The following is a 12,798-nucleotide window of genomic DNA, read 5'->3' on the forward strand; positions in this document are numbered from 1 at the left end:
GTCGGCCACCCGCAAGGCCGCTTGGATGCGTCTTTTTTTCCGCCATCGCCAACTCGTATCGAGGCTACCCTAGATGACCCACCCACTCCGGATGTCCAAGCTCACCCTTGGTCTCGTGGCCGCACTTGCTGCCGCTCCCGCCTTCGCCCAGAGCACCTCTGCAGGTGTCGGCGGCCAGGTCGTGTCCGCCGCTGGCCAGCCTGTCGCCGGTGCTGAAGTCACCATCACCCACACCGAGTCGGGCACCGTTTCGCGCGCCACGACCGATGCGTCGGGTCGTTACAACGCGCGCGGCCTGCGCGTGGGTGGTCCGTACACCATCACCATCACCAAGCCGGGTGAAGGCACCAAGACCGAAGAGGGTGTCTACCTGAACCTGAACCAGGTCAACACCGTCAATGCCAACCTGACCGGCGACGTGGCGGCCACCAACCTGGACGCCGTGAATGTTGTCGCCACCGCGGGCGGCCTGGACATCTTCAGCGCCACCAAGATGGGTACCGGCTCGAACGTGACCCGCGAAACGATGGACGCGCTGCCGTCGGCCAACCGCAACATCCAGGACTACATCCGCCTGGACCCGCGCATCTCGCAGGTCAGCAAGGCTGACGGCGCGATCTCGGCTGGCGGTCAGAACACCCGTTACAACGCGATCCGTATCGACGGCATCAGTGCCTCCGATCCGTTCGGCCTGGGCTCCAACAACCTGCCGACCGAGCGTCAGCCGGTGTCGATGGATGCCATCCAGGAAATCAACATCGATCTCGCGAACTACGACACCACCATCGCCGGTGGTACCGGTGCGGTGATCAATGCCGTGACCAAGTCGGGTACCAACGAGTTCCATGGCACTGTCTACGGTTCCTACCGCGACAAGGACATGGTCCGCGAGGAACTGCGTGGCGAGAAGTTCAACGGCTTCGAGGACGAGAAGACCTACGGCATGACCTTCGGCGGCCCGATCGTCAAGGACAAGCTGTTCTTCTTCAGCAACTACGAGAAGTACGAGCGTTCGGCCGCTGGCATCAGCCTGAGCGACACCCCGATCGGCAAGGGCACCATCACCCAGCAGCAGATCACCGACGTCCAGAATTTCCTGGGTGGACTCGGCTATGACCCGGGCAGCCTGACGGCACCGAACAGCAAGACCGAAATCGAAGAGTACGCGGTCAAGCTGGACTGGAACATCAATGAAAACCACCGTGCGGCCCTGCGCTACAACAAGATGGAGCAGAACGTCGTCCGCTTCCCGCAGGTCAGCACCAGTGCGATCTCGCTGAGCAACTTCTGGTACCAGCAGCCGACCGAATACGAAACCTGGATGGGCGAACTGTTCAGCGACTGGTCCGAGAACTTCTCGACCGAGTTCAAGGTCTCGCACAAGGATTACTCGGCCAACCGCGTTCCGCTGGTCGACATGCCGCAGATCCGCATCCGTTCGGGTAACGACTCGCTGTACGTCGGTACCGAGCAGAACACGCACGTCAACATCGTGGAATCGAAGGAACTGAGCGCCTTCGGTGCCGGTACCTGGTACATCGGCGATCACACCGTCAAGTTCGGCTTCGATTACTCGAAGAACGACCTGATGAACTTCTACGGCCGCAACCTCAACGGCGTCTACGAGTTCAACAGCGTCGAGGACTTCCTGAACGGTCGCATCGCGCGCTACCAGCTGCGTGCCCCGCGCGCCGGCGGCAGCCGCAGTGATATCCCGGCAGACTTCACCCTGAAGAACACCGGTGTGTTCGTCCAGGATACCTGGGCCATCAACTACAACCTGAGCCTGATGTTCGGTGTCCGCGTCGACATGCCTGACTTCAGTAGCCAGCGCCTGTACAACCCGCGCATCGAGCAGCTGTACGGCTTCAACAACACCCAGCTGGTCGACAAGAACCTGGTGCAGCCGCGCGTCGGCTTCAACTACACCTTCGACAGCGAGCGCCCGACCCAGCTGCGTGGTGGCGTGGGCCTGTTCGGCGGCGCTGCCCCGAACGTGTGGCTGGCGGGTGCCTACCAGAACACCGGCCTGAACTACATCGAGTACGATGAGCGCAACCTGACCAGCGGCTTCACCCCGGACGGCAACAATCCGTACATTCCGGCTGGTGGCCCCGCAGCTGCGCGCCAGAACGTCGACATCATCGCCCCGGGCACCCGCCTGCCGTCGGTGTGGAAGGCCAACCTGGCGTTCGACCATGAGCTGCCGTGGTACGGCATCGTGGCGTCGGCCGAAGTGCTGATGACCAAGGTCAAGGACGGCATCTACTTCGACCGTCTCGACGTTTCGGCGCCGACCGCTTACGGCCAGGACGGTCGTGCGATCTACTGGGATGCGAATGGCCGTAATCCGGCGAACAGCCGCATGTCGGGTGGCACCAACTTCGGCATGACCACCGGCACCAACCGTGCCACCGACCGTGCCAACCGTCCGAGCGACATCGGCGACGTGCTGGTCATGCGCAACACCGACAAGGGTCGTGGTACCCAGGCCACCTTCTCGCTGGCCAAGCCGCTGACCGAGAACTGGGGCTGGTCGCTGGGTTACACCTATACCAAGTCCAAGGAAGTCAGTCCGCTGACCAGCTCGCAGAACACCTCGAACTGGAACAACACGCTGATCTTCAATGCCAACGAAGACGTGGCCTACGACTCGCGTTACGCGATCAAGGACCGCATCACCGGCACCCTGGAGTGGAAGCACAACTTCTTCGGTGACAACGCCACCCGCGTCGGCCTGTTCTACGAAGGTCGTTCGGGCCGTCCGTACAGCTACATCTTCTACAACGATGCCAACGGCGACGGTGCTACCACCAACGATCTGTTCTATGTGCCGAGCGGCCCGGGTGACGTGCTGTTCGGTTCGGTGGTCGGTGGTCGCTTCGTGCAGAGCGCGCAGATGGAGCAGGACTTCTTCAACTGGCTGGCGCAGAATCCGGAGCTCGATGCCTACCGTGGCAGCGTGGTCCCGGCCAACTCGCACCGTGCCAAGTGGATCAACACCTTCGACGTCCGCATCAGCCAGGAGTTCCCGGGCTTCGTGAGGAGCCACAAGGGTGAGATCGCGCTGGACATCATGAATGTCGGCAACCTGCTGAACAAGAAGTGGGGCCTGATCGACGACTACGGCTTCTACGCCACCCGTCGCGTCGCCAACTACGCGGGTATCGACCCGGCGACCGGCAAGTACGTGTACTCGTTCACCGGTTCCACCGACAACCCCGCGATCCAGGAAAACAACAACGACAAGGGCAACACTGCCGTGTCGCGCTGGTCGATGCAGCTGACCCTGAAGTACAAGTTCTGATCCGTCGGAACATCACGCAGTAGACGGAAACGGCCGGGGTAACCCGGCCGTTTCCCGTTCGGGTGAAAGTTCTTGCAGTGGCCACGACATCGGCGTAGCATCCGGTTTCGTGCGCGGCGCCGATGCCGCAGATGCGGTCCCGGAATGGCGAACGCGGTCAGCACACATCCAACGGTCGGGATTCCCGGCCGTTTTGCTTTTTAAGGGGGCGGCAGTACAGTCGGAAACCTTGAAGGAAGCGAAACGTTGGATATGACCACGAACGAAAAGGCAGCCCGTGCGCTGCCGGTGCAGGACGCGCGGATCTACCCGCGCGGTGGGCTGGATGTGCTGTCGCGGGCAGAGGTGGCGCGCCTGCGCGACGCCTCCGGCGGCGGCATGCACGAGCTGCTGCGCCGCTGCGCGCTGGCTGTGCTGACCAGCGGCAGTGCGTCGGATGATCCGCGCGCGGCGCGCGATCTCTATCCCGACTTCGACATCCAGGTCGCGCAGCAGGATCGCGGTGTGCGCATCGACCTGGTCAATGCGCCGGCGATGGCCTTCGTCGATGGCGAAATCATCCGCGGCGTGGCCGAACTGCTGTTTGCCGTGGTCCGCGACCTCGCCTACATGGCCATCGAAATGGGCCCGGCCTACGCGGCCGAACTGGAGTCCTCCGAAGGCATCACCAACGCGGTGTTCGGCCTGCTGCGCAACGCGCGCATCCTCAACCCAGGTGACCCGAACCTGGTGGTCTGCTGGGGCGGTCACTCGATCTCGCGCGACGAATACCTGTACACCAAGCAGGTGGGCTACGAGCTGGGCCTGCGCGGCCTGGACATCTGCACCGGCTGCGGACCGGGTGCGATGAAGGGCCCGATGAAGGGGGCCACGATCGCCCACGCCAAGCAGCGCAAGACGGTGACGCGCTACATCGGCCTGACCGAGCCGGGCATCATCGCCGCCGAATCGCCCAACCCGATCGTCAACCACCTGGTGATCATGCCGGACATCGAGAAGCGCCTGGAGGCGTTCGTCCGCATCGGTCACGGCATCATCGTGTTTGCCGGTGGTGTCGGCACCGCCGAGGAGATCCTGTACCTGCTCGGTATCCTGCTGCGCGACGAGAACAGGGACCTGCCGTTCCCGCTGATCCTGACCGGCCCGACCGTGGCTGCGCCGTATTTCGAGCAGATCGACCGCTTCATCCGGCTGACCCTGGGCGATGCTGCCGCCGAGCGTTACGAGATCATCATCGGCGACCCGGTTGCCGTGGCCAGGAAGATGTCCGCCGGCATCAAGCGCGTGCGCGAGCATCGTCTGGCGCAGAAGGATTCGTTCTTCTTCAACTGGTCCATCGAGATTCCGTGGGAGTACCAGCAGCCCTTCGTGCCGACGCATGAGGCCATGGCTGCACTGGATCTGCACCATGGGCGTGCGCCGCATGCCCTTGCGGCGGACCTGCGTCGTGCCTTCTCCGGCATCGTTGCCGGCAATGTGAAGGAGGATGGCATGCGCCGCATCGAGCAGTTCGGGCCGTTCCAGATCCACGGTGACCCGGACATGATGCAGGCCCTGGACGCGCTGCTGCGCGCCTTCGTCGAGCAGCGCCGGATGAAGATCTCCGGCGAGTACCAGCCCTGTTACCAGGTGCTGGCCTGAGACCGTGCCGGCGCGATGGGGATCGCGCCGGCAGCGGTGGGGAAGGGCGGTTCGTCAAGCGTTTGACGCCCGTCGCCCCGGATTGACCGTTCATCCTGCCGCCGCTTGCTGGCGGCAGGGTGATGGCCCATGGTGGCGATCAATACGCTGGGGAGCGTCCACATGTCTTTGCGCCGGCAGAACGGCTTCACGCTGGTTGAGTTGATGATCGCGGTGGTCGTGCTGGGCGTGCTGGCGACGATCGCGTTTCCGAGCTTCCAGAGCACCATCCGCTCCAACCGCATCGCCACCACCAGCAATGACCTCATCGCGTCGATGGCGCTGGCCCGCAGTGAAGCGGTCAAGAACCGCAGGGGTGGCGGCGTGTGTGCCTCTGCCGGAGGCACGTCCTGTGATGGCGACAGCTGGACCGATGGCTGGCTGGTCTGGGCCGACAGCAACGGCGACGGCGCGCTCAGTGCCGGCGAAACCGTCCTGCGCTACAGCCCCGGGCGTTCGGCGCTGGTCGCCGTCGGTACGCCCGACCTGTCGGTGAGTTTCGACCCGCGGGGCCGCAATCGCGCCAATGCCACGCTCGACCTGACGCTGCGCCCGGACAACTGCGGCAAGCAGCCGCTGCAGCGCACGCTGCGCCTGTCACCGACCGGTCAGGTGCGTCTGTTGAAGGAGGACTGCAAGTGAGAACGCCCCGTTTCCGTTCCCCGCGCAAAGCGCAGGGCGGCTTCAGCCTGATCGAGGTATTGATCGCGATCCTGGTGCTGGGGGTCGGTTTGCTGGGTTTCGCCCTGCTGCAGACGATGAACGTGCGCTTCGTGCAGAGCGCCAACTATCGCACCCAGGCGACCAACCTGACCTACGAAATGCTCGATCAGCTGCGGATGAACCGCTCGATGGCTCCGTCCTATGTGGGCGACTACACCGCGACCACCGCGGCCAAGAACTGCCTGCCACCGGTCGGCAACGACATCGGCAAGGACGCGTTCACCCTGGACTGGACCTGCCGTCTCGGCAAGGCGCTGGGGGATGGGGCCACGGCCAAGGTCGCACGTGCCGGCACCCAGTACACGGTCAGCGTGACGTGGGGTGACGAGCGCTGGAACGCTGACGCCAGCGATACCACCTTCAGTGCCGGGAGCCGCCTGTGATGCGCGCGCCTTCCCCGGCCCGGCGCATGGCCGGCCTGTCCATGGTCGAACTGATGATCGCGCTGACCATCGGCGTGATCGTCATGCTCGGTGTCGTCCAGGTGTTCGCGGCCTCGCGTGCTGCCTATCAGCTGTCCGATGGCCTGGCGCGCGTGCAGGAGAACAGTCGCTTCGCCATGGATACCCTGCAGCGCGAACTGCGCATGGCAGGTCATTTCGGCTGCGTCAACGATCAGGCCCGGCAGTCGCCGGATGGCGTCTCGCTGTTTACGACGTTCGCGGCCACGCCTCATCCGGCGCTGGACTTCCAGCGATCCATCCAGGGCTACGAGGCGACCGATACGGCACCCGGCGATGCGGTGACGCTGCCGGCCACTCCGGCGACGGGCGGCACCGCCTACACACCCGCATTGCCCGATGAATTCGCTGCGGCGCTGCCCAACCGGGTCAACGGCAGCGACATCGTCGCCCTGCGATACCTGATGCCGGACGGCGTGCCGGTCACGGCTTCCGGCGGTACCGTCGCGCAGCCGGTTTTCAGTTTCGACAAGACGCGACTCGCCGTGCTGCAGAGTGGCGTTGCCGATTCCGGGCTGTACGGCGCTGCCGACTGCGCCAGCGCCACCGTTTTCCAGGCGCGCAGCATCGACAAGGCAGGGGGCACGATCACCTTCGGCGATGCACCGAACAATGCGAGCAACTTCATCCGTCCGGTGACCGCAGGCCAGGCGATGCTGCATCGTGCGGAAAGCGCTGTGTACTACGTGGGCTACGACGCTGCCAGCGCACGTTCCTCACTGTACCGTGTGCGTTTCAACGCCACGCCCAACGGTGCGCTGGTCGCCGGCGCGCCTGAGGCCCTGGTGGAGGGTGTGGAGAACATGCAGCTGCTGTACGGCCAGGATCGTCGCCTGACCAGTGCCTACCCGACCGGCTTCATTGATCGCCAGGGTACCGCTGCCACCGTGCAGGCATCGGCCAATCCCAACATCAACGCCTGGCGGCGCGTGGGCGCCGTGCAGATGGGCCTGGTGATGGCCAGTCCCGATCCCTCGGCAGCCCCTCAGGCCGACCAGAATGCGGTACTGACCTCGATGGGCGTGACATTCACCGCGCCCGAGGACGGCCGCATGCGCGCCGTTTACCAGACCACCATCGCCCTCCGCAATCGCCTCTTCGGCAACTGAGGCCACCATGCATCCGCGCCCGCGCCCCCCCTCCTTCGCATCGCACCGCCAACAGCGCGGCGCGGTGCTGTATGTCGCCCTGATCATGTTGATCCTGCTGGCCCTGATCGGCATCGCCGGCATGCAGGTGACCGGCATGCAGGAACGCATGGCCGCCAACTACCTGCGCTCGAACCAGGCGTTCCAGAACGCCGAGGCCGACGTGCGTTCGCAGGAAGCGGCGATCCAGGCTGTCATCGACAGCGGCAAGATCTTCGAGGCCAACCAGGAAGAGTGCAGCCCGGTGTTCGACCCGGCGACCTGGGCCGATGGCAAGACCACGGCAACGGCGATCAATACCCGCCGCCTGGACAAATGCGTGCCGGTCGGGCCGCTGGGCCTGGGGCGGCGCAAGAACGAAGAGACCGAGAACATCTACCAGATCACCGTGTTGGCCAGTGACGATCCGGCCAATCCTTCTTCCAGCGCCGTCATCGACACGATCTTCATTCCATGAATACTCCGCGCCGATTCTCCCGCCTTGTCTCCTCCCCGTGGCTGCGTGCAGGCACCGCCGCTGCCGTGCTGGTGGGCGTGGGCGCACTGGTCTATCCGCTGTTCGCTGCGCTTGGCGACTATGACATCGCGCAGGAGCCGCTCTACAGCAAGAAGACACAGCCGCCGCTGATGATGATGGTGATGTCGCGCGACGAGCAGCTGTTCAACAAGGCCTACAGCGACTACAGCGATCTGGACGAGGACGGCACGCTCGACACCACCTACCAGGACAAGTTCGACTATTCCGGGTACTTCGACTCCAATCTCTGCTACACGTACAGCAGCAGCCAGTTCAAGGCCACGGCCCAGGCGACCGGCACGCAAAGGCACACCTGCTCGGGTACCTGGTCGGGCAACTTCCTCAACTGGGCGACCATGAGCCGCCTGGATGTGATGCGCTACGTGCTGTACGGCGGCCATCGCATCACCGATACCGCCAGCAAGACGGTACTGGAGCGGGCGCAGATTCCCAACGACCTGCATGCCTGGGTCAAGGTCTACAGCGGCGCCGACATCAACAACTTCACCCCGTACAAGACGACCATGTCGTTCTGCAACGCCAGCATCAGTGCCACCGGCGCGCCGCTGATGCGTGTTGCCAGCGGCAGCTGGGGTGAATGGGCCTCGACTGCCGGGCGGCAGTGCATTACCGGGCGCACGGATGAGGGCAAGGATGACTCCCCCGGTTCGGCGACTGATCTGAATGTACGCGTCGAGGTCTGCGCCACCGGTTCAGGAACTTTCCAAGAGGCGTTCTGCCGCAAGTACAACGACGGCACCCGGGACTACCTGAAACCGGCGGGACTGCTGCAGTCCTATGGTGAAAGTGGCCGACTGCGGTTTGGTCTGGTCACCGGCACCTATGTCAATCCGCGCGATGGTGGCGTGGTCCGCCGCAACATCGGCAAGATCGCCGGCAACGGCACGACCTTCTGTGCGGCCGGCGATGAGATCAACCTGTCCAATGGCCAGTTCTGCAACACGCTGACGGGCGGGGCAGAGGGCATCATCAATACGATCTCCAACTTCCGTATCGACCAGTGGAACTGGAAGGACAACTGGAACGACTGCAACGCCTACAGCATCCTCAATCGGCAGGGTTTCAACGGCAACGGCAATCTGACCGATCCAGGCAATGCGTCCAAGAACTGCAGTGCCTGGGGCAATCCGCTGGCGGAGATGTATGCCGAGGCGCTGCGCTACATCAAGGGTGAAACGAAGGGGATCTACAGTGCCACCGGTGATCTCAGCGGCCTGCCCAATTCGGTGGCGTGGAAAGATCCGTACCGCTCGCCGAACAACGGCGGCAACTCCTACTGCGCCACCTGCAACATCCTGGTGATGTCCTCGGGCCTGCCGTCCTTCGACAGCGACAACATCGGTACGGTCAACGGCCTGACCACGGCAGCGGCGGCCACCGATGCGATCGGCAACCTGGAGAAGATCACCGGTGGCAGCTACATGGCAGGCCGTGTGGGCCTGACCGAGCGCTATGCCTCGATCAATACCCATGAGGACATCTGCCGGGCGGCCAAGGTCACCGGTCTGTCGCTCGTGCGCGGCATCTGCCCGGACGTGCCGTCCACGGAAGGCAGTTATCTGATCTCGGGGTTGGCCAAAGCTGCTGCCGAGACTGATCTGCGCCCGGGCGTGCAGGACAAACCCAACACCTACAAGCTGACCGCCACCACCTACACCGTGGCCATGGCCGAAAGCCTGCCGAAGTTCGAGATTCCGGTGGGCAACGGCAAGATCACCCTGGCGCCCCTGTGCCAGGCCAACAACAGCGAAGGGGCCGGTATCAACAGTGGCGGCTGGCGCAGCTGCTTCCTCGGCTCGGTCGGCATTGGTACCAAGCGGTCAGCGGTATCGCCGAACTACGTCTATGGCCGTGACTATCGTGCCGATGGCAAGGCCGGCAGCTTCTCGCTGGTCTGGGAGGATTCGCTGTGGGGCAATGACCACGACAACGATGTGGTCTCCATGCTCAGCTACTGCGTAGGCAGCACCTGCAGCGACGGTGGCACGACGCCATTCCGCAACATCTGCTGGCGCTCCAACAGTGGTGAATGCAACAACAACGCCGTTCGCAACAAGGTCGGCGAAGACGAAGTGCTGGTCCGCATCGAGAACCTGTCCGCCTATGCAGGCAACGCGATGCTGACCGGCTACACGATCGTGGGCTCCAATGCGGCTGACAACGTGCAGCGGCTGGTGCTGCGTCCGGGTAACCGCAATGGTTCGGTGTTGAGCACCAGCGCCGATCCGCCGGCTACCTGGACCGGCGCGGTCGTGGTGCGCTACAAGCTGGGTACCGGTCAGGCCGGGCAGCTGGAAAGCCCGCTGTGGTACGCCGCCAAGTACGGCGTGCCGGAAGGCAAGAAGTGGGACAGCAAGGTGCCTGGTGTACCGGACAACTACTTCCTGGCACGCAATCCGGCCAAGCTGAAGTCCGCGCTGGAATCGATCTTCGACAGCGCTGCGGCTGGCGAGGCCCCGGTCGGTGGCAGCGGCACCGGCGCCCGTGTCAACGCCGGCTCCTTCACCGTGTCCGCGCACTACACGGTGCCGTCGGGCTCGAACGACTGGACCGGTGATGTCATCGCCAGCCAGACCACGAGCACCGGAGGCGCCGGCGCTGAACTGTGGCGTGCGTCGACCAAGATGAGCGCCTCCGGGCGGACCATCGTGATGTCGACCGCACCCACCTATGTGAACACGTCCAACCAACTGGTGCCGGTGGCAGCGGCCGATTTCACCGCCGACAACGTTCCCGGGCGTGATCGCGCCGAGAAGCTCGGCAACATGGGGCTCAACACGGTGCCGAACTGGTTCGGTTCGCACACCGTGGCGGATCTGGTCAGTTACCTGCGCGGCTCACCGGTGAGCGGTTTCCGCCCGCGCAGCTCGCTGCTCGGCGATATCGTCAATTCCAGCGTGGAGATTGTGTCCAACAAGGACGACTACGGCTTCACCTCGTGGCAGGCGCAGGGGGGAGTGAGCTGGAAGACCACGCTCGGTTTGAGCTATCGGGCCTACCTGGCGACCAAGGTGGCAAACGGTGGCCCACCTTCGATGGTCTACGTCGGTGCGAACGACGGCATGCTGCATGGCTTCAATGCCAGCACCGGCACCTCGGCGGGCAGCGAGCAGTTCGCCTTCATTCCATCGGCTTCGCTGCAGCACATGGCGGAGCTGGCCAACCCCACCTATGGACATCGCTACTACGTGGACGGCGGACTGACCTCGTCGGACGTCTACTACGGCGATGCATGGCGCACGGTACTGGTCGGTTCGACCGGCGGCGGCGGCGCGTCGCGCGGGCCGTCGGCCACGGCAGTGGGCAACGGTTCGGTGTTCGCCCTGGATATCAGCAATCCGACCGGGTTCACCGCCAGCAACGTGCTGTGGGAGATTTCCGGCAAGACCGAGTCGGACCTGGGCTTCGTCATGGGCAAGCCGGTCGTGGTGCCCGTCGCCGGCCCCAACGCGGACAGTCCGCCCCGGTTCGTCGCCCTGTTCGGCAACGGTGTCAATTCCAGCACCGGCCGACCGGTGCTCTATGTGGTCGACATCCGCACCGGCGAGATCCTCAAGCGCGTGTACCCCACGGCGGGCAAGTACGCAGTCGCCAATGGCCTCAACCATGTCACCGCGGTAGCGCTGCACAACAGCAGTGGCCTGGCCGATACCGTCTATGGCGGCGACATGCAGGGCAACATGTGGCGCTTCGACCTGCGTGGCGGTGATCCCAGCGCCTGGAATGTGGCCCTCAACGGCACGCCGCTGTTCACCGCAGTGCGCAGCGCTGTCGCCCAGCCGATTACCGGCGCGATCGAAGTCTCGGCGGGGCCGGGCGGTGGCGTCAGCCTGTTCTTCGGTACCGGTCGCTACTTCACCGCTGACGACAATGCAGTGACCCGTAATTCGCCGGTGCAGACGCTGTATGGGCTCTGGGACAACCTCTCCACTGCCATTTCCAGCCGTGATTCGCTGGTGGGGCAGACCGTCAGTGCCAATGGTGCCGGCTTCCGTGACGTGTCGGGCAACGGCGTGGACTACGCGAGCAAGCGCGGCTGGTACGTCGACCTGATCGTGGGTTCCGATGTGGAAGGTGAGCGCTTCTTCGGCTATCCGACGCTGCAGGGCGGCGCGGTGATGTTCACCACCTATGTGCCCGGGCAGGCGGTCTGCGGCACCGGCGGCGGCACCAACTGGCGCTATCGCCTGAACATGCTGACCGGCCAGCCGGCGATGAGCGGCTTGACCGACGAGGTCGGCGGAAACGCGCTGTGCGGCGCCAACTGCGGTGCCGGTGCGCTGACCCGCGGCGGAGACATCGCAACCGGTGCCCCCGTGCTGTCCACCAATGTCAACAGCACCACCTTGAAGGGCTGCGATCCCAGCGATCCGAAGTGCACGGTCGATGGATCGCTGGACCGCTGCATCGTGGCTCTGAACACGCCGGGCGCGGATACTGCGTATGGCCAGCGAGCCTGTGGTCGCCAGTCGTGGCGCCAGATCCGATGACTACCAGGAATACGGGAGCTGCCATGCGCACATCCAGCAGACAACAGCAGGTAACGGGCTTCACCCTGATCGAACTGATGATCACCGTTGCCGTCATCGCGGTACTTGCGGCTGTGGCGCTGCCCTCCTACCAGCGACATGTGCTGAAGACGCACCGCGCGATGGCCAAGGCTGACCTGGTCGAGATCGCGCAGCTGCTCGAGCGGCATCACACCGTGCAGAACAGCTACGACGGATTCTCGCTGCCGTTCAGCCAGTCGCCGCGGCAGGGCTCGGCCCGCTATGCCATATCGTTCGACGGCAAGGCGACCGCCGGGACCTATACCCTGCAGGCGGTTCCGGAAACCGGCCAGGACAAGGACGCGTGCGGCACGCTGACACTCGATCAGGCGGGCCGCAAGACGCCGGACAGCAAGACCAACCCGGAGTGCTGGTAAGACGGCAGCGGCGA

At 64.3% G+C, this 12,798-nt stretch carries 8 protein-coding genes; all 8 read left to right on the forward strand.

Annotated elements, in window-relative coordinates:
• Positions 1–73 precede the first annotated feature (73 nt).
• The 8 genes from AC5P5M_RS08690 to AC5P5M_RS08725 all read left to right on the forward strand — a co-directional run bounded on the left by AC5P5M_RS08690 (position 74) and on the right by AC5P5M_RS08725 (position 12,784).
• Complete coding sequence (locus AC5P5M_RS08690; protein ID WP_164152712.1) at positions 74–3,307, forward strand: TonB-dependent receptor; 3,234 nt, start codon at positions 74–76, stop codon at positions 3,305–3,307.
• A 252-nt stretch (positions 3,308–3,559) separates the two neighbouring features.
• The gene (ppnN, locus tag AC5P5M_RS08695; RefSeq protein ID WP_065175860.1) at positions 3,560–4,948 is read left to right on the forward strand and encodes a nucleotide 5'-monophosphate nucleosidase PpnN; all 1,389 of its coding nucleotides are present in this window, start codon (positions 3,560–3,562) and stop codon (positions 4,946–4,948) included.
• Between the two features lie 162 nt (positions 4,949–5,110).
• The gene (locus AC5P5M_RS08700; RefSeq protein WP_065181387.1) at positions 5,111–5,629 is read left to right on the forward strand and encodes a GspH/FimT family pseudopilin; all 519 of its coding nucleotides are present in this window, start codon (positions 5,111–5,113) and stop codon (positions 5,627–5,629) included.
• Positions 5,626–6,093, forward strand: coding sequence for a type IV pilus modification protein PilV (gene pilV, locus AC5P5M_RS08705; protein ID WP_065181228.1), 468 nt, complete (start codon positions 5,626–5,628; stop codon positions 6,091–6,093). Before AC5P5M_RS08700 ends, pilV begins: the two co-directional genes overlap by 4 nt.
• Positions 6,093–7,280: a PilW family protein gene (locus AC5P5M_RS08710; protein WP_065181229.1), complete on the forward strand. Its 1,188-nt coding sequence runs from the start codon at positions 6,093–6,095 to the stop codon at positions 7,278–7,280. Before pilV ends, AC5P5M_RS08710 begins: the two co-directional genes overlap by 1 nt.
• 7 nt (positions 7,281–7,287) lie before the next feature.
• Complete coding sequence (locus tag AC5P5M_RS08715) at positions 7,288–7,776, forward strand: pilus assembly PilX family protein (protein ID WP_065181230.1); 489 nt, start codon at positions 7,288–7,290, stop codon at positions 7,774–7,776.
• Positions 7,773–12,347, forward strand: a complete 4,575-nt coding sequence (locus tag AC5P5M_RS08720; RefSeq protein WP_065181231.1) for a pilus assembly protein — start codon at positions 7,773–7,775, stop codon at positions 12,345–12,347. Before AC5P5M_RS08715 ends, AC5P5M_RS08720 begins: the two co-directional genes overlap by 4 nt.
• A 23-nt stretch (positions 12,348–12,370) precedes the next feature.
• Positions 12,371–12,784, forward strand: coding sequence for a type IV pilin protein (locus AC5P5M_RS08725; protein ID WP_053516619.1), 414 nt, complete (start codon positions 12,371–12,373; stop codon positions 12,782–12,784).
• Positions 12,785–12,798 lie beyond the last annotated feature (14 nt).

It is taken from the genome of Stenotrophomonas sp. YJH_SMC_106-19 (assembly GCF_059368375.1).